This window comes from Tardiphaga sp. 768_D3_N2_1 (assembly GCF_052076105.1).
GTDB lineage: Bacteria > Pseudomonadota > Alphaproteobacteria > Rhizobiales > Xanthobacteraceae > Tardiphaga.
The window spans coordinates 3,867,543-3,885,899 of record NZ_CP197245.1; the positions used below are offsets into that span (position 1 = coordinate 3,867,543).

An 18,357-nucleotide genomic window follows, 5' to 3' on the forward strand; every position below is an offset into this window, starting at 1 on the left:
GGCGTCACAGGTTGAACTGCAATCTTGCCAGCCTTGCATAAAGCCCGTTAGCGGCAACCAGCGAGGCGTGGGTGCCCTGCTCGACGACGCGGCCGTGCTCCATGACGAGGATCCGATCGCAGGACAGCACGGTGGCGAGGCGATGGGCGATCACCAGCGTGGTCCGGTGCTTCATCAGCTCTTCCAGCGCAGTCTGCACCAGTGTTTCGGATTCGGCATCCAGCGCAGATGTCGCTTCATCGAGCAGCAGCAAAGGTGCGTCGCGCAGGATGGCGCGGGCAATCGCAATGCGCTGACGCTGGCCGCCCGAGAGCGTCACGCCGCGCTCACCGAGTTGCGCTTCGAATCCGCCCGGCAGGCGGCGGATGAATTCGGTCGCATGGGCCAATGACGCCGCGTGCTCGACTTCGGCGTCCGTGGCATCGGGACGACCGAAGCGGATGTTCTCGCGGGCGGTTGCTGCGAACACCACGGAGTCCTGCGGCACCAATGCGATACGTTTGCGCAGCTCGCGCGGATCGGCATCGCGGATCGGTACGCCATCGACCGAGATGGCGCCGCTCTTGGGATCGTAAAAGCGCAGCAGCAGATGAAACAGCGTGCTCTTGCCGGCGCCGGACGGGCCAACGATGGCAACCTTCTCGCCCGCCTTCACCGACAGCGACACGCCAGCTGCCGACAGGATGTCCGGTCGGGTCGGATAGGCAAAGGAGACATTGTCGAACACGACGTCGCCGCGTGCGGGCTGCGGTAAGGCGCGGGGCGCTGCCGGGGCAACCACGGCGGATTTGACGTTGAGGATTTCGAACAGGCGCTCGGCCGCGCCCGACGCTGCCGAGATCTCGCCCCACACTTCGCTGAGCTGGCCGAGGCTGGACGCGGCAAAGGCCGCATAGAGCACGAACTGGCCGAGCCGGCCCGGCGTCAGCGCGCCGGTCAGCACATCATGTGAGCCGACCCACAAAATGCCCACGACGCTTGAGAACACGATGAAGATGATAACCGCAGTCAGCACGGCGCGGGCGCGCGTGGAGCCGCGCGCGGCGTCATAGGCCTGCTCGACTTCCTTGCCGAAGCGCGCGTTCGCCAACTGCTCGTTAGTATAGGCCTGCACGGTACGGATCGAGCCAACGAGTTCGCCGGCATAGGCCGAGGCTTCCGCCAGCGTATCCTGCGCGTTGCGCGACAGGCGCCGCACCCAGCGCCCGAAGGCCACCAGCGGGATCACGATCAGCGGGATCGCCGCGAGCACGAAGCCGGAGAGCTTGGGGCTGGAAACCACCATCATGGCTGCCGCGCCGAGAAACAGCACGAGGTTGCGCAACGCGATGGATACGGACGCGCCGACCGCCGACTTGATCTGTGTGGTATCGGCCGTGAGCCGCGACACCAGTTCGCCCGAGCGCGACGTATCGAAGAAGGCTGGCGACAGAGCGGTGAGATGCTTGAACACGTCGCGCCGCAGGTCGGCGACGATGCGCTCGCCGATGGTCATGACGAGGTAGTAACGGGCCGCGCTGGCCAGCGCGAGCACGACCACGACAGCGATCATCACGCTGAAATAGTTGTTGATCATCGCGATGCCTTCGGGGCTGAAGCCGAAGTCGATCATACGGCGGGCCGCAATCGGCACGACCAGCGTCGTCACGGCCGCAATGGTCAATGACACCAGCGCCAGCAGGGCCCGACCGCGATATCGCGCCACATAGGGCGCCAGTGCCAAAAGCGGGCGCAATTTGGCTCGGCCGGGTCGTACCGGAGACTCCGCGACAGCGTCTGCCAGCGATGGCTCCGCCACCACCGGATCGGGCTGCGGAAGCGGCGGCTTGGCCGCGCGGGGGGTCTCAAGCCGTTCGACTGCACTCATGATTTATAACCGTTCTTGGCGTTGCCCTGAGATAGGCCGGAGCGGGCCCCGAGGCAAATGACCTAGGTCAATTCCCGGCAGGGCAAATTGCCCGGGGGCAATGCCCCAAAGGGCCATGATCCGTCACGGCAGTCCTTGTCTCCTGCACGTTCCTGCGATATAGAGCGGCCAAATCCGCCATCGAAATCACAGAGATTCAGGCGCCGGCGCGCCGAAGGAACCGTCATGAAAGCCGAAATTCACCCGGATTATCATAACATTACGGTCGTTATGACCGATGGTACGGAGTATCAGACCCGTTCCACCTGGGGCAAGGAAGGCGATAAGCTGAACCTCGACATCGATCCGAAGTCGCACCCGGCCTGGACCGGCGGCACCACCCAGCTGCTCGACCGCGGCGGCCGCGTGTCGCGCTTCCAGAAGAAGTTCTCGGGCTTCCTCAAGAAGGAAGACTAATCCTTTCAGGGTTGGCCCTTTCGGGCTGGTCCGACTGCCTTTCAAAACGCCTCTGCAGCTTGCAGGGGCGTTTTTTTGTTGCTGGACGACCATTGCCACGACGGTACCTTAAAACCGCCTCCGTTGCCCTCCCAATAAGGTGCGCCATATTACCTTGCGCGGGGGCGCAACGAGACCATGCCGACCAAGACCGGACACCACCGCAAGAAGCCGCGTCAGGCGCGCTCCGTTGCGACCGTGGGAATCATTCTGGACGCCGCTGCCCTCGTACTTGTCGACGAGGGATACGACCGGGCCACCACTAACCGGATTGCGGAGCGCGCCGGAGTCAGCATCGGATCGCTCTATCAGTACTTTCCAAACCGGGACGCGCTGTTCGGGGCCCTCCATGGCCGGACAGAAGCCCAAATGTCCGAAAATATCTGGCAGACCATTTCAGGCTTCGAAGGGCTGGATCTGCGCGGGTTCGTCCGCTCCGGTCTGAACACCGCGATCAGCCAGCATGCACGCGTGCTACCGCTGCTGAGAGTCTTGATGGAGACCGCTTCCGGCCGCCCCCCTGTTCACCCCCCGGTTCAATGGCAATTCGACCGCTTCCCGCAGCGGCAAGGGTTCTTACGCGGCATGTTCGACCGCCACGCCGACGAATTGCGCCCCGGCTTCAATCGCGAGGCGGGAAGTTTCTTCATTCCAAGGATGGTCGGTTCGGCGCTCGATGCAGCGATCGCTTTCCGTCCGGAGGCCTTCGCCAGCGGCGAGCTGGAACAGGAGCTGGATACGATGTTGTCGTACTATCTGATCGGCGAGCGCTAGAGGCACGAGCTAGCGTGCGCCGTATTGGCCACGCTGTGCTATCGCACGAGCTATCGCACGCCGACATCGAACGAATAAGCGACGCCAAGGCCGTAAGTGACCTGATTGGTCGACCCACGGAATTTCACCAGCGGACTGTCGGCGATGCTGCCGAGCAGCTTGTCATATTCGACATAGCCGCGCACTTCCCATTGCGGATCGAGCTTGTAACGCAGCTGCGCGCCCGCACCGACTGAACTCGAACCGCCCTTGGCGTCGTAAACTGGCAAACCTGACGCAAGCGCCTCGATATTGCTGACGCTGAAGTAAGTCTCCGCGTATTTCGCATCCGTCACCCGGTAGCGCGGGCCGGCAGCAAAGGTCATCCGCTCGTTGAGCGGCACGATCACATCAGCCGAAAAATCCGCGACGATACCCTCGTGGCCACCGAGACCGCGGCGCAGTTCGGAGCGCAGGCGCAGCCAGTCGAAGGCGTAATATTCGGCAAAACCACCGAGTTCGACGGCGAAATCGACGTCGCGCAGGCCCCGCAGTTCGCTGTGGTCGGCGGCCTTGCGCGCCGCTTTATAGCTGCCAACCGGACCGGCACGAAAACCGCCAACATCGATCAGGGCGAAACTCGCATTGTCCCGCATGCTCTTGAAGCGCGCCGGCGTCCCCGCTCGTCGGATCGAGATGATCGGCTTTGGCGCAAGTTCGGAACTCCCGGCGCCTTCATAGGATGGTTGCATCTCGCCGCCGATCCCGACGGTCACGGTCCAGCCACCGGAGGCCGAGGGCACGAACGGCACCGACGGCAACATCACCACCGGATCTGCCGCCACTGCAACCGCGGGACATGCCAGCACACCGATGATACCGAACAAACGAGGAGACAAAGACATCAGATTCCTACTTGGACCGGCGCGGAGTTTCGGTGTGGCCGCGCTTCAATGCCACATCGCTGCGACTGTCCCGGTGCGACAGGGAGTCACCGCAGCAATGAGAAGATAGCGGGTGCTATCTGTTCTCAAAACTCGCATTGGCCAAACGCCGGAGGAATGGATCACCGCCAATAAACCCTATGCCCGCAGTACTTTGCGAGAAATGGCGTTACCCGCAGGATGCCATCACTCACATTTCGGGACAGCATGACAGTGATATCTGAAGGAATGGATTGCAGCCGTCTGCGGCATCGCGCCGCATTACCGACTTGATAGCGCCGATGCCTACGCCTTCACCGGCGCGTCGCTTCTCCGCGGGATGAACCGCTGCGTGATCCAGTTGCGCCCCGGCATCTCGATGAAGCGATAGCTCACTTCCGCCAACGCCCAGATGATGGCGAAACAGACCAGTGACGCAGCGATATAGACAATCTCGGTCTGGCCGAAATGCCGCCAGGTCCTGATCGCAAAGCTCACGAATAGCGGATGGATCAGGTAGATCGAATACGAGATGATACCGAGCCGATAGACCAGCGCGTTGCCGAACAAAAGTTGCGCCATCCGGCCGTCACGCGAGAGCACCCCGACCAGCGGGATGTACAGCAGATACATCAAGCGATCGCTGGCATCTGCGAGACCGACCGCGATGATGGCGAGGGGCAGTGCGACCACAAGAACGTCCTGCACGCCCGCTGACAGGCGATCGACCACATCCCCAAAGCGAAAGATCGCAAGGCCCAGCGTGAAGCCTCCCACCGCGCGCAGCAGCGGATAGAGCGAATTGCCGTTGACGACGTCGAGCGGCCCGCCCGACCCGCGGCCGCTGACGCTCACGGCATAGATGCCGAGCAGCGCCGCGATCACCGCAAGCCCCGCGATCCATTTGCTCCAACGCTGGGTAGCGGCCATCAGGATCGGCAGCAGCAGATAAGAGCCCATCTCGGCGCTCGCCGCCCAGGCCACACCGATGATCGGAAAAATATAGAGCCCCCAGCCAGTCATCATCAGCAGGTTGCCGGTCCAGTCCCATGCCGAAAACATCTCCAGCTTCTCGCCGGAGAGGCCAGCCGCGATCTTGGCAACATAGAACAGGCCAATAATGAAATAGGCCGGGTACAGCCGCGCGACCCGCTTCAGCATGAAATGCGCGAACGCCTTGCCGGTAAGATGCAGGAACGCGTCGCGATAGGTCAGCGCCATCACATAGCCAGACAGCATGAAGAACAGATCGACCAGCAGATAGCCGTAGGGGATACGGAAAAACGAACCGGTACCGCCGGTTGCGAGCTGCACGTCACCGAAATGATACACGACGATGACAGCGGCGGCGACGCCGCGCACTCCGGTCAACGCCCTGATATCGTCTGCCATCGCAAATGCCCCCGCTTCAGCCGGTTCATGTTTAGCGCATGAGCCGCGAGCGAGGAACAGCGTTTAAGAATGCGGGGGACGCGCGATCAGCGCTCGAACGCGGCCTTCAGGCGATTGAGCTGCGGCACCAGTGGATTGCCGATCGGGGCATGCGTGGTGGTTGCAGCGTGGATCGAGACGTCGAGGCGACGAACCTTGGTCTGCAGCACCATCGAACGCGCGATCAGGATCTGCAGCTGCTCGGGCAATTTGAGCAGCATTTCTTCCGGGCTCGGATCGGCGGCACTGAGCTTCACCTTGGTCTTTTCGCGATTGGCCTGGGTCAGCGTCATTTCGCCTTCCTTCACCGCTCGGTGCAGCAGCAGCCACGAGGCCAGCTGCATCAGGCGCGTGGTGAGGCGCATGCTCTCGGTGGCGTAGGTCAGGCTTACGGAGCGATCCAGAGCCTTCGCCTCGGTACGACCGACGCCGTCAAGATAGGACGCGGTCTCTTCGACCAGATCCATCCCCTCGCGAAACAAGGCGCCGAAGGCAGCAGAATTGGTCAGCCGCTCGCTGAACTGAACGAGAGCGGGTTCGCTGTGCAAACGATCCGACATAGTTAACGCCTCACGCAAATGGTTTCGCAGCCAGCTCTGAGCGGCGGGCTTATGATGAACAAATCATTACGCGTGCGTGCGTGAGAGTCCAGCGGCGTAAAATTAAAGAAGTATTTATGGTTTCCAACGCGATTGAACGATCGCGGACGCCCCGAATGGGGACAGACGTACCAAAAAAGAGCCGCCGTTTCCGGCGGCTTTAAAGTTGATAACAGGGAGGCGTCAAACAGAGTGGACAGGAGCCACTCGGTGTCCAAACAAGGACAATTTGAGTAATATGCGAGAAAGCTTAATTGCGCGTAAATGCGCGGGCTTTCTTCACGATCCGTTTGCCATGTGAAGTATCGCGATGTGTCCCGGATTGGGACGCTCGCGGGAGTATGATTGAATTGAATGAAGGCCGCACACGAACTTCACCTGCTGTCGTCACCCGGCTCGACCGGGTACCCCGGTACGTTCAGGCTGACGACACCGACTTCACGACTTGAAGAATCGATCCGCCGCGTCGCGCGTCGCACGCTTCAAGGTCATGCTCGATTGCAGCCGCGTGATCTCGCCATTGAGCAGCGCGATCCGGTCTGCGAGTTCTTCCACCGATAGCAGGGAAAGATCCTGCCCGATCTCGTGGCTGACCTTCTTCTTCGACTTGTCGTCGTCGTCGATCGCCATTGGGGCCCTCCCCGTCTCAAGTTCAAATATGCACCGGATGTTGCCAGCACTGATCCGGCTGTTTAATCAGATCGCCAGTCGACATCCCGCACGCCGCAAGGACAAATCATGGAAAAGCTGCCCGCGCAAATGACCGTTGTTGGTATCAGCAAACCGGGCGGCCCCGAGGTGTTGATTCCCGAAACACGTCCGGTTCCGAAACCAGGTCCCGGCGAAATTCTGGTCAAGGTCGCCGCCGCCGGCGTTAATCGGCCCGACGTGGCGCAGCGTTCCGGCAGCTATCCGCCGCCGCCCGGCGCCAGCGACCTGCCCGGCCTCGAAATTTCCGGTGAAGTCGTCGCTCTCGGCGAGGGCGCCACCAAACACAAGCTCGGTGACAAGGTGATGTCGCTGGTCGCCGGCGGTGGCTACGCGCAATATTGCATCGCGCAAGACGCGCAGGCGATGACCGTCCCCGAAGGCTTCTCGATGACGGAAGCCGGCGCCACCGCCGAAACCCTGATGACCGTCTGGCACAATGTGTTTGAGCGCGGCGGACTGCAGCCCGGCGAAACCGTGCTGATCCATGGCGGCTCCTCCGGCATCGGCACCATGGCGATCCAGCTCGCCAAGGCGCTCGGTTCCAAGGTGATCGTTACGGTCGGCTCGCAGGACAAGGTCGATGCCTGCCTCAAGCTCGGAGCCGATCACGCCATCAACTACAAGACCGAGGATTTCGTCGAACGCGTCAAGGAGATCACCAAGACCGGCGTCGAGCTGATCCTCGACATGGTGGGCGCGGACTATGTGGAGAAGAATTTCGACGCCGCCGCTGTCGATGGCCGCATCGTGCAGATTGCGGTGCTGAATGGGCCGAAAGCCACAATCAACGCCGCCAAGATCATGGTGAAGCGGCTGCACTATACCGGCTCGACTTTGCGGCCCCGCACCAATGCCGACAAGGCCGCCATGGTCCGGGCGATCGAGGCCAATGTCCTGCCACTGCTCAAGGCCGGCAAGGTTAAGCCCCTGATGGACAGCACTTTCCCGCTGGAAAAGGCTGCAGACGCGCATAAACGCATGGAAACCAGCGCACATATTGGCAAAATTGTGTTGGTCGTTTAGGGCTGGAGAACAGCCGGAAACCCTTTGATTTATCTCGCTTTCATGTCATTTATCGCGCGTCGGGAAATGGCCCTGCTTCTGCGTGACGCAGGGTCGATGTTTTGTTGATCGCGGAGAATGACATTGCGTTTGATCAGGTGGCTCGCGCCGCTCGCGCTCGGCCTGATGATTGTTGTTGCCGCAGCACCGGCACAGGCTGTTGACGCTGTCAGCGTCCGCGGTGATGCGCCCGCAATCGATCTCACCGGCATTCTCGAATATCAGCACAGCGACACCGACCGCATCCAGGTCTCCACCGCACCCGGCACCGACGGCATCGTTCGCCGCATCGAAGTGCGTGGCCGCGAAGCCGGCCAGAACTGGGTGGTGTTCGCGCTCGCCAACAACACCGACGATCAGCTCGATCGCCTGATCGTCGCGCCGCATTATCGCATCGTGTCGTCCGGCCTGCTCTGGCCCGATCTTGGCCTGTCGCGCATTGCGACGATCACGCCGTCGACCGGGGATCGTCCCGAACGTCAGGATAGCGCCACCGCAGATATCTTCCGCGTCACTCTCGATCCCGGCGCTGTCATCACCTTCGTCGCCGAACTGCGCACCAACAAGCTGCCGCAGCTCTATCTGTGGGAGCCGGAAGCCTACAAGGACAAGGTCAACTCCTTCACGCTGTATCAGGGCATCGTCATCGGCATCTCCGGCCTGCTGGCATTGGTGCTGACGATCCTGTTCGTGGTGAAGGGCAGCATCATGTTCCCGGCTGCCGCGGCGCTGGCCTGGGCTGTGCTCGTCTATATCGGTGTCGACTTCGGCTTCTGGGGCAAGGTGCTCGACATGTCCCAGGGCGCCGAGCGCGTCTGGCGCGCCTCGGGTGAAGCGATCCTGGCGGCGACGCTGCTGGTGTTCCTGTTTGCCTATCTCAATCTCAGTCGATGGCATGTACGCTACTCGCACATCACGCTGGGTTGGCTCGCCTTTCTCGGCTCTCTCGTCGGTCTGGCGCTGTTCGATCCTGCTGTCGCCTCAGGCATCGCGCGCATCTCACTGGTGCTGATTGCCTTCGCCGGCTTTGCCCTGATCGTCTATCTCTCCACCCACGGCTTCGATCGCGCGGTGTTGTTGATCCCGACCTGGTTCCTGCTCGTCGTATGGGTCGTCGCCGCGGGTATGACTGTCGCCGGCAGTGTCACCAATGACATCGTCGGCCCGGCGCTGCTCGGCGGCCTCGTGCTGATCGTGATGCTGATCGGCTTCACGGTCATGCAGCATGCTTTCGCAGGCGGTGGCGCCACCAATGGCATCGTCTCGGACGTCGAGCGCCGCGCGCTGGCGCTGACCGGCTCCGGCGACCTGATCTGGGACTGGGACGTCTCCGCCGACAAGGTATTCACCTCGCCCGAGACCGAAGCGCTGCTCGGCCTCAAGCGCGGCACGCTGGAGGGCCCTGCTGCAAGCTGGCTCGAAGTACTGCATCCGCTCGATCAGGACCGCTTCCGCGCTGCCCTCGACAGCGTGCTCGACCAGCGCCGTGGCCGCCTGGTGCAGGACTTCCGCCTGCGCACGCCCGACGGCCACTTCATGTGGTTCGCGCTTAAGGCGCGCCCGGTGGTCGGCTCCGACGGTGAAGTCTCGCGCGTGGTCGGCACCCTCACCGACGTGACCGAGATCAAGAACGCTGAAGAGCGCATGCTCCACGACAGCGTGCATGACAACCTGACCGGCCTGCCGAACCGTAAGCTGTTCATCGATCGCCTGAACGCAGTGGCGAATTTCTCCAAGACCGTGCCGACGATGCGCCCGACCATCATGGTGATCGATCTCGACCGCTTCAAACAGGTCAACGATTCCGTCGGCATCGCCGTCGGCGACTCGATCCTTCTGACGCTGGCCCGCCGCCTCACCCGCATCCTGAAACCGCAGGATACGCTGGCCCGCCTCGCCGGCGACCAGTTCGGCCTGATCCTGATGTCGGAGCAGGACGCAGCCAAGATCACTGCTTTCGCCGAAACCATCCGCAAGACCATCCGCGCCCCGATCGCCTTCAACGACCGCGAGATCTTCCTCACGGCATCGATCGGCCTGGCGCTGAGCGATCCCGCTGTGCCCCTGACTGACGAGCTCATCAAGGACGCCGAGCTCGCGATGTATCATTCGAAACGGATCGGCGGCGACCGTATCGATGTCTACAAACCGGCGATGCGCGCCCGCAAGACAGACCGCCTGACGCTCGAATCTGAGTTGCGTCGCGCCATCGAGCGCCAGGAAATCACCATCCTGTACCAGCCCATCGTCCGGCTGGAAGATCGCTCCATCGCCGGTTTCGAAGCGCTGGCGCGCTGGGATCATCCCAAGCTCGGTCGCATGTCGCCGTCGGAATTCATCGCAATCGCCGAGGAGATCGGCCTGATCATCGATCTTGGCATGTTCGTGATGGATCAGACCGCACGACAACTCGCGATCTGGCAGCGCGCGATGCGCTCGCGTGAACCGATCTTCGCCAGCGTCAACGTGTCCTCGCGGCAGCTGCTGCGCCACGACCTCCTGCATGACATCCGCACCGTGCTGTCTCGCTCGTCAGTCGCTCGTGGCACGCTGAAGCTCGAACTCACGGAATCGCTGGTGATGGAAAATCCGGAACATGCAGCGCAGATGCTGCACCGGATTCGCGAACTCGGTACGGGCCTTTCGCTCGACGACTTCGGCACCGGCCACTCGTCGCTATCTTATCTGCAGCGTTTCCCGTTCGACACGCTGAAGATCGATCAGTCTTTCGTCCGCACCACCTCGCGCGGCACCCGCCCGGTGATCCTCAAATCCATCATCGCGATGGCGCACGACCTTGGCATGGATGTCGTGGCAGAGGGCGTCGAGACGGACTCGGATGCGGTGGAAATGTATCAGCTCGGCTGCGAATACGCGCAGGGCTTCGCCTTTGGCGAGCCGATGGATGCGGATGCCGCGATGCGCATGCTGACGGAAGAGCGATTGGAAGCGGCGAGCTGACACGAGCCGGATACCGCTCGTAAACCATACTTGCGCACCTGCGACCTCTTGCCGTCTGCAAGGAAAGAGTGTGCGAGTCGCATTTAGCAATTCGGCAAGATTAACTCGATAGGCAAGCACCATATTCATCTGTGGTTGCATCGCTCATCGTGACGTCAATTTCCACCCATGAACTCCCATTTCTGGCGGACGCCGCGGCTGCGGCCCCGCATCCCCATGACCGGCTTCGGCCGTTTTTGGTCGTGGCGGGCGCGATGGCGATCGGCGCAGTCTACGCCGGATGGGCCGGCGAGGATGCCAATTGGGATTGGCAGAATTATCACGAATACAACGTCTGGGCGTTGCTCAATGGCCGTTACGATCACGATGTAATCCCACCGGGCTTCCAGACCCACTTCAACCCGATTATCTACTTCCCTTGGTACTATCTCCGTCACGCGCTGCCCCCGGCTATTGCCGGGATGACCATGGGCGCGGTGCATGGCCTCAACCTCGTGCTTATCTACTGGCTGTCCCGGATCGTGCTCGGGCACGCAGCCAATGTGATGACGGTTGTCGCTGCGTTGCTGCTGGCTGCGCTGGGGCCGATGACGCTGTCGGAAGTCGGCACCAGTTTTTCCGACATTCTCACTGCGATCCCGATTATCGCCGGGCTGGCACTGATGCTGGCTACCGATGAGCCGCGACCGATACGTTACATCGTCGCAGGACTTTTGGTCGGCCTCGCGCTCGGCTTCAAACTCACCAACATCGTCTTCGCAATTGGCTTGGCGGGCGCCGCACTTGCTGCCGCACGCCCTCTGGTGGCCGTGACCTGCCTCGCCATCGGCGGCGCGATCGGCACGATCATGACGGGCGGCGTCTGGAGCCTGATGCTGTGGCGTGAATTCGGCAATCCGTTCTTTCCGTTGCTGAATAGTCTGTTTCCCTCGCCGGAGATGCGAGAGATTACGCTGCTCGACCGCCAGTTCATTCCGAACGGAATTCTGGATGGCCTAGCCTATCCGTTTTATTGGCTCGTCGGAAATTTCCGCAGCTCAGAACTGCCGTTTCGCGACGCACGCTTTGCGATGCTATGCGTGCTGCTTCCGATCGCCTTCATTGCTCAAATGAGGCATGCGCGCGCTATTTTTTCGCGGCGCGACTCGCAGCTCCTGATCTTCTTTGTCACGTCTTATGCGGTCTGGCTGATTTTGTTCTCGATCCAGCGCTATGCCGTCGCACTGGAATTGCTGACCGGGCCACTGATCGTGCTGTTGCTGGTACGCATCGTCACGGCATTCCGCTCGACCGCCCCCATCCATCCTGTCGGCCAGCACGCAAGCCGCTCGATCTTCATCATTGCAGCGATCACCGCTGCATGGTCGCAGCCAACCGACTGGTGGCGACGACCATGGTCAAATCCATATGCGCCAATGATTTCATCGCGGCTTTCACAGCCCGCGACCTATCTGTTGCTCGACAAGCCGCTGGCTTTCGTCGCACCGCTCCTGCCTGCTGGATCCCGCTTTTATACGATTGCCGATCTCGCTTTGCCGATCCTGCCTGCCGGCAAATACGATAATCGCATTCGAGCGGGTTTGAAGGAGCCGTTGCCCGGCGGCGTGTGGGAGATGCACATCAAAGGCCGGCCGTTCCCTGCAGAAGCACTGGCTGCCTATGACCTGATGATCGATGCATCACAGCCCTGCGTGGAGATCGAAGGTGCCCAACTGGGCTCCACTAACGTGGCGTGTCCGTTGCGCTCCACCGGCTCCTGACGTCAGGCGTGCCCGGCCTCGGCCGACAACATCCCGGGGGCGATCCCGATCTTCTGCAGCGCGCGAAGATACTTCTCCTCGATATCACTGCCGAAGATGAGATCCTCATCAGCCGCACAATGCAGCCAGCCGTTGCCCTGGATTTCGTCTTCCAGCTGGCCCGGCGCCCAGCCGGCATAGCCGAGCGCGAGAATCGCATGCTTGGGTCCACCACCATTGGCGATGGCGCGCAGGATATCCACGGTCGCCGTGAGGCAGACGCCATCGTCGATCGGCAACGTCGCATCCTTGATGAAGAAGTCGCTGGAATGCAGCACGAAGCCGCGTCCGGTCTCGACCGGGCCCCCCTTCAGCACTTTCATGCTTTCGGCGCTTTCCGGGAGCTTGATGCCGTCGGACTTCTCGATGATGTCCAGTTGCACCAGCAATTCGGGAAAATCGATGCTTCCAGCAGGCCGATTAACAATGATGCCCATGGCACCTTCCGACGAATGCGCACAGACGTAAATCACCGAACGGGCGAAGCGCTCGTCTTCCATCACAGGCATGGCGATCAGCAACTGCCCGTCGAGGTAGTTGCCAGTGTCGCCAACGCTGGATTTCGCGCGGCTTTTCCGGGGGCGCTTGCGAGTGGGTTCCATCAGCAAACCGCTCTCATTTCCTTGCTTATCCTGATATTGGGTCTGGGTTCTGTCAATCAGCCTTCCGCAACGCATACGAAAACCGGATCACAAGCAGTTCAATAGCTTAAGACAGGTTTGGCTTTATGACAGGCCTACCCTGTAAGGACGCCCGATGACCGCATCTGTTCCCTACCACATTGTCGCTGTCTGCGCCGCGGGCCTGCTCCTCACCTGCAGCGCACAGGCAGAGGACACCTCACCTTGGCAGATAGACAGTCATTCGCAGATCAGGCTTGTGGCAGGCTCGCGTAGCGGGCCGGTGATGCTGGGGGGTATCGCGATCCAGCTGCAACCCGGTTGGCACACTTATTGGCGGAACCCCGGCGATTCCGGGGTGCCGCCACGCTTCGATTTCTCCAAATCGGAGAACCTGGATACCGTCACCATCCTGTGGCCGGCGCCAAAAAAATTCGAGGATGGGGCCGGCGGCCTGTCGCTGGGCTATGTGAAACAGGTGGTGCTGCCAATGCGGGTGATCGCCAAGGACCCCGGCAAGCCTGTGATTCTCCGTGCGGCGATCAATTACGCGGTCTGCGACAAGCTCTGCATTCCGGTCGACGCCAATGCCGAGCTGGCTTTCACCAGCGTGGCCAGCACTGAAGACGGTGCGCTGACCGCAGCGCTCGATACCGTGCCTAAGCCGGCCACCATGGGCGACGCCAATCCGCTGACGGTCCGCGACATCAAGCGCGAGGGCAAGAATGTGTTCGTCGACGTCGTTGCTCCGGAAGGCAGCGAACCCAACCTGTTCGTCGAAGGGCCGACGCCGGAATGGGCGCTGCCGATCCCCAAACTGGACGCTAAAAGCCCGCCAGGCGTGAAGCGCTTCAGCTTCGAACTCGACGGCGTGCCGCCCGGCGCCACGACCGACGGCGCAGCCCTGAAACTGACGCTGGTCGGCAGCGACCGGGCGTATGAATTCAACGTCAACCTGCCCTGATACCGCTGGCGCGTGACCTGTTGCACGCAACCTGCACATCTCCGTCCAACCGGATGTTAACGACTGCTTGCTACGCCAGACCACTGCCGCATGCCTGCGGCTGAGGACATTGTCGTGGCCGTGATGGACGCAGAAGCCGCACCCGCAAGCGCGCCCGCCGGCCTCAAGGCCAGGCTGCGTGCGCTGTTCACCGGCTCAGGCGAGGCCTCACTGACACGCCGCCTCGCCGGCACCATCTTCCTCATTCGCGTCATTTCCGCCGGCCTCGCTTACTTCTCGCAGATCCTGCTGGCACGCTGGATGGGCACGTCGGATTACGGCATCTATGTCTATGTCTGGACCTGGGTGCTGCTGTTCGGCTCGATGATGGATTTCGGCATCGCCGCGTCAGCCCAGAAGATCATCCCGGAATATCGCGCCAGCGGTGACCACGCGCGGTTGCGCGGCTTTCTCTCCGGCAGTCGCTGGATGACCGGCATCGTCTCGGTAATGGTCTCGCTGCTGCTTGCCGGCCTCGTCAAACTCATCTCGCCCTGGATCGACGCCGACACGGTGGTGCCGCTCTATCTCGGCTGTCTGACGCTGCCGGCCTTCGTCGTTGCCAACACGCAGGATGGCATCGCGCGCTCGCATGACTGGATGCGCCTCGGCCTGATGCCACAATTCATCATCCGCCAGGCGCTCATCATCGGCTTCACCGCCGGCGCCTTCGCACTGGGCTTCAAGCTTGGTGCATCCATCGCAATGCTCGCCAGCGTCGCCGCCGTTTGGGTCGCGATGATCGGCCAGATGATCGTGCTCAACCGCCGGCTCGCGGCGCATATCGAAGCCGGCCCGAAAGCTTATGACTATCGCGGCTGGCTCGCCGTGTCGTTGCCGATCCTGCTGGTCGAGAGCTTCTATCTTCTGCTGTCCTACACCGACGTGCTGGTGCTGCAGCAATTCGTCTCATCCGACGAGGTCGGTGTGTATTTCGCTGTGGTGAAGACCCTGGCGCTGGTGTCGTTCATTCATTACGCAATGTCGGCGACCACCGCACATCGCTTCACCGAATATCACGCGGCCGGTGACAAGGATCGACTTGCCGCTTACGTCACCCACGCGATCAAGTGGACGTTCTGGCCATCGCTCGCAGCGACGCTGATCCTGCTCGCTTTGGGCAAGCCGCTGCTGTGGTTGTTCGGTCCGCAATTCACCAGCGGTTACGACATCATGTTCATCGCAGCCATCGGCCTTGTGGTGCGGGCTGCTATCGGCCCGGTGGAGCGGCTGCTCAACATGCTCGGCCACCAGCACATTTGCGCCGTGGCCTATGCGTCGGCCTTCGTCATGAACCTGGTGCTGTGTCTCGTGTTGGTACCGAAATTCGGCGGTCATGGCGCGGCAACGGCGACGTCGATCGCGCTGACATTCGAGACGATCTTGTTGTTCTGGATCGTTCGCCAGCGCCTCGGGCTACACGTGCTCGCCTTCGGGAAACAAAGCGCCTGACAACCTCCCCCTGCAAGGCAGGAGGAGGTCAGGAAGAAAATTTATTCAGCCGTCCAGCCACCGTCGATCGACAGGTTGGTGCCCGTGATCTGTGCGGCATCGTCGCCGCACAGGAACAGCGCCAGCGCTGCGACTTGTTCGGACGTCACGAATTCCTTGGTCGGCTGCGCTTCGAGCAGAACGTCGTTGATGACCTGCTCTTTCGTCAGTCCCCGCGCCTTCATCGTGTCGGGAATCTGTTTTTCAACCAGCGGCGTCCAGACATAGCCGGGCGAAATGCAATTGCAGGTGATTTTGTGGGTGGCGACTTCCAGTGCCACCGTCTTGGTCAGGCCGGCGATGCCGTGCTTGGCGGAGACATAGGCCGACTTGAATGGCGAGGCGACCAGCGAATGCGCCGAGGCGGTGTTGATGATACGGCCCCAGCCGCGCTTCTTCATGCCGGGCACGACGGCGCGGATACCATGGAAGGCCGAGGAAAGATTGATGGCGATGATCGCATCCCACTTCTCGATCGGGAACTCCTCGATCGGCGAGACAAACTGGATGCCCGCATTATTGACGAGAATGTCGACCGATCCATAGGTCTTCTCGCCGAGCGCGATCATGTCGGCAATCTCCGCCGGCTTGGTCATGTCGGCCGGCGAATGGATCGCCTTCACCTTGAAATCGCTCTCGATCGCTGCGCGCTCTTTCTCGATATCGGCTGGCGCGCCCATGCCGTTGATCACGATATTGGCGCCTGCGCTTGCGAAAGCGCGCGCATAAGCGAGGCCGATGCCGCTGGTCGACCCGGTGACGACAGCGGTCTTGCCTGTGAGATTAGCCATTACTTACTCCTGTTGGACGTCAAATGCTGCGGAATGTCATTGTAGTCGTCGGCGGTAAGCGCATGGGTCACCATCGATTCATCGGATTGCGGCCGCTCGAACCAGTCCTTGTGGCGCATCGAAAGGAATACGTCGCGCTCGCCTGCGTTCCAGTGTTCGACCATGCCGATGCGCGAGAAGTTGTAATCCTTCGACGACGACTCGTAATTCTTGCTCGTATAGATCAGATGCACCACCGTGACGGTATTTTCCTTCGCAGCTTCTGATAACAGCGCCACTCCGGGATCCTGCTTCAGTTCTGCCGGCAATTTGCCAATCAGATCACGCAGTGCCTTGCGGATGTTGTGGATCTTCTTGTTCTTGTCGGTATTCATGCGGGTGCGGCTGGAATAGCGAATGTCCTTTTCGCGTTCCTGTGCTTCCAGGATCGATTGCGGCAATGGCCCGCGCGCACTGAACAGATCGACCTGGAAGATCAGCAGATCGCTGGTGACGTCATCCAGCACGAAATCCAGCGGCGTGTTTGAGGCGATGCCGCCATCCCAGAAATGCTCGCCATCGATCACGATCGACGGAAAGCCCGGCGGCAACGCGCCGGAGGCCATGATGTGTTCGGGCTCGATCCTTTTGCGATCTTTCTTGAAGAGCGTGTTGTCAAAATAAGTGAAGTTGCCGGTGGTCACGCTCACGGCGCCAACGCTTAGCCGGGTCTTGCAGTCGTTGAGACGATCAAAGTCAACCAACCGTTCCAGCGTCGCCTTCAGCGGCGCGGTGTCGTAATAGCTCTGAGACTGCGGACTGCCGGGCGGCCACAGTGGCGCGGGCGGAATCCGCGGCACAAAAAAACCTGGCACGCCGAATGTAGCAATGACAGCGGCACCCGCCTCATAAAAGTAAGAACGCGCGCGGTCATCCGTCAGCATCGGGCTCCAGGGGACCGGCGATGCCGCCATCTCCCAGAATTCCTTGAGCTTGCCGATCCGCTTGTCGCGCTCATTGCCGGCGATGATCGCCGCGTTGATGGCACCGATGGAGATGCCAGCCACCCATTCCGGCTCGAAATCGTGATGACACAGCGCCTCATAGGCGCCGGCCTGATAGGAGCCAAGCGCGCCGCCCCCTTGCAGCACCAGCACCCGCTTGGCTTCGGCGGGTCTGCTGGCAGCGCTGGATTGAGGCTGATCGGACATATCCATGGGACCACTCGATCCTGTCGGCGACGGGAACCTTACCGTGGCGCTCCCTTGCCGCGGCGTCAATCACGGATGGTGCAGAGCACCATCACGCTTCGGCTATCTGGGAAGGCTCATTTGGAATCCGTCGAAGCCAGGATCATGGTCCAGAACACCTTGTATTTGGTGTTGGGAGCATAAATCGCCGCAATGCCCAGTTTTGTGACACCGGACTTCAGCATATTGGCGCGATGCGGCGGCGAGTCTCGCCAGCCAGAAAAGGCCTCGGCCATAGTATGATAGCCGGCCGAGACGTTCTCAACCGCCAAGGTCGCCGGATAGCCGCCTGCATTCAGGCGCTTGGCCAACGGCGCCTTGACATCGTGATCGAGCTTGTTCCGTTTGGCCATGGCAGTGGACTGATCTTCTGCCAGCGCCATCAGTGCGGGATCGACCACTACCGGGCCGAGGCCGTTATTCTGCCGGTACAGCGAGATCATCGAGGCTGCAGCCACCGGATCGAGCTTGGCGCCGCCATTGGCCATGCTGAGATACATAGTGGGCTGGTCCGGCAGAGTATCGACGGTCCCCGCACACCCTGCCAGCAACAGAAATCCCAGACTGGCCAGAGCCACCCGCTTCATCGGCAATCCCCCAAATCAAGGGGCCGTTGTTGCAC

Annotated in this window: 16 protein-coding genes; 7 read left to right on the plus strand and 9 right to left on the minus strand. The window is 61.3% G+C overall.

The window, feature by feature from the left end:
• Nucleotides 1-4: 4 nt before the first annotated feature.
• Nucleotides 5-1,867 (minus strand): ABC transporter ATP-binding protein/permease, encoded by a 1,863-nt coding sequence (locus AB8A27_RS18205; protein ID WP_441243114.1) that lies wholly within the window; start codon nt 1,865-1,867, stop codon nt 5-7.
• 225 nt (nt 1,868-2,092) lie between these two features.
• Between AB8A27_RS18205 and rpmE the strand changes: the two genes are divergently transcribed.
• Together rpmE and AB8A27_RS18215 are read left to right on the plus strand one after the other, a co-directional pair.
• The gene (gene rpmE, locus AB8A27_RS18210; RefSeq protein WP_115030167.1) at nt 2,093-2,323 is read left to right on the plus strand and encodes a 50S ribosomal protein L31; all 231 of its coding nucleotides are present in this window, start codon (nt 2,093-2,095) and stop codon (nt 2,321-2,323) included.
• 177 nt (nt 2,324-2,500) lie between these two features.
• A complete protein-coding gene (locus AB8A27_RS18215; RefSeq protein ID WP_441243115.1) occupies nt 2,501-3,136 on the plus strand; it encodes a TetR/AcrR family transcriptional regulator in 636 nt (211 codons plus the stop codon).
• Nucleotides 3,137-3,186: 50 nt separating this feature from the next.
• Here the strand turns inward: AB8A27_RS18215 and AB8A27_RS18220 are convergent, their stop codons facing one another.
• The 4 genes from AB8A27_RS18220 to AB8A27_RS18235 form a co-directional block, all read right to left on the minus strand.
• On the minus strand, nt 3,187-4,020 hold the full coding sequence (locus tag AB8A27_RS18220) for a MipA/OmpV family protein (protein WP_441243116.1): 834 nt from the start codon (nt 4,018-4,020) through the stop codon (nt 3,187-3,189).
• 324 nt (nt 4,021-4,344) lie between these two features.
• Complete coding sequence (locus AB8A27_RS18225) at nt 4,345-5,430, minus strand: acyltransferase family protein (protein WP_441243117.1); 1,086 nt, start codon at nt 5,428-5,430, stop codon at nt 4,345-4,347.
• Nucleotides 5,431-5,516: 86 nt separating this feature from the next.
• The gene (rcdA, locus tag AB8A27_RS18230) at nt 5,517-6,029 is read right to left on the minus strand and encodes a protease adaptor protein RcdA (RefSeq protein WP_115030175.1); all 513 of its coding nucleotides are present in this window, start codon (nt 6,027-6,029) and stop codon (nt 5,517-5,519) included.
• 477 nt (nt 6,030-6,506) lie between these two features.
• Nucleotides 6,507-6,698, minus strand: coding sequence for a DUF1192 domain-containing protein (locus AB8A27_RS18235; RefSeq protein WP_441243118.1), 192 nt, complete (start codon nt 6,696-6,698; stop codon nt 6,507-6,509).
• 108 nt (nt 6,699-6,806) lie between these two features.
• Between AB8A27_RS18235 and AB8A27_RS18240 the strand changes: the two genes are divergently transcribed.
• From AB8A27_RS18240 to AB8A27_RS18250, 3 genes are all read left to right on the plus strand, one after another.
• Nucleotides 6,807-7,802 (plus strand): NAD(P)H-quinone oxidoreductase, encoded by a 996-nt coding sequence (locus tag AB8A27_RS18240; RefSeq protein ID WP_441243119.1) that lies wholly within the window; start codon nt 6,807-6,809, stop codon nt 7,800-7,802.
• Nucleotides 7,803-7,925: 123 nt separating this feature from the next.
• The gene (locus AB8A27_RS18245) at nt 7,926-10,802 is read left to right on the plus strand and encodes an EAL domain-containing protein (protein ID WP_309948672.1); all 2,877 of its coding nucleotides are present in this window, start codon (nt 7,926-7,928) and stop codon (nt 10,800-10,802) included.
• Between the two features lie 149 nt (nt 10,803-10,951).
• The gene (locus tag AB8A27_RS18250) at nt 10,952-12,562 is read left to right on the plus strand and encodes a hypothetical protein (RefSeq protein ID WP_441243120.1); all 1,611 of its coding nucleotides are present in this window, start codon (nt 10,952-10,954) and stop codon (nt 12,560-12,562) included.
• 2 nt (nt 12,563-12,564) lie between these two features.
• On the opposite strand, the gene AB8A27_RS18255 is transcribed toward AB8A27_RS18250, so the two are convergent.
• Entirely contained in the window at nt 12,565-13,203 is a 639-nt protein-coding gene (locus tag AB8A27_RS18255) for a YqgE/AlgH family protein (protein WP_441243121.1), read from the minus strand.
• A gap of 154 nt (nt 13,204-13,357) precedes the next feature.
• On the opposite strand from AB8A27_RS18255, the gene AB8A27_RS18260 reads away from it, so the two are divergent.
• Nucleotides 13,358-14,185 (plus strand): protein-disulfide reductase DsbD domain-containing protein, encoded by an 828-nt coding sequence (locus AB8A27_RS18260; protein WP_441243122.1) that lies wholly within the window; start codon nt 13,358-13,360, stop codon nt 14,183-14,185.
• 114 nt (nt 14,186-14,299) lie between these two features.
• Nucleotides 14,300-15,676 carry a flippase gene (locus AB8A27_RS18265; protein ID WP_441243123.1) on the plus strand — a complete coding sequence of 459 codons (1,377 nt, stop codon included), beginning with the start codon at nt 14,300-14,302 and terminating at the stop codon, nt 15,674-15,676.
• Between the two features lie 41 nt (nt 15,677-15,717).
• On the opposite strand, the gene AB8A27_RS18270 is transcribed toward AB8A27_RS18265, so the two are convergent.
• The 3 genes from AB8A27_RS18270 to AB8A27_RS18280 form a co-directional block, all read right to left on the minus strand.
• Nucleotides 15,718-16,506, minus strand: a complete 789-nt coding sequence (locus AB8A27_RS18270) for a 3-hydroxybutyrate dehydrogenase (protein WP_441243124.1) — start codon at nt 16,504-16,506, stop codon at nt 15,718-15,720.
• Nucleotides 16,506-17,702 carry a DUF3734 domain-containing protein gene (locus tag AB8A27_RS18275; RefSeq protein ID WP_441243125.1) on the minus strand — a complete coding sequence of 399 codons (1,197 nt, stop codon included), beginning with the start codon at nt 17,700-17,702 and terminating at the stop codon, nt 16,506-16,508. The genes AB8A27_RS18270 and AB8A27_RS18275 overlap by 1 nt, the downstream gene beginning before the upstream one ends.
• 110 nt (nt 17,703-17,812) lie before the next feature.
• Nucleotides 17,813-18,322: a CAP domain-containing protein gene (locus AB8A27_RS18280; RefSeq protein WP_115030185.1), complete on the minus strand. Its 510-nt coding sequence runs from the start codon at nt 18,320-18,322 to the stop codon at nt 17,813-17,815.
• Between the last annotated feature and the right edge of the window lie 35 nt (nt 18,323-18,357).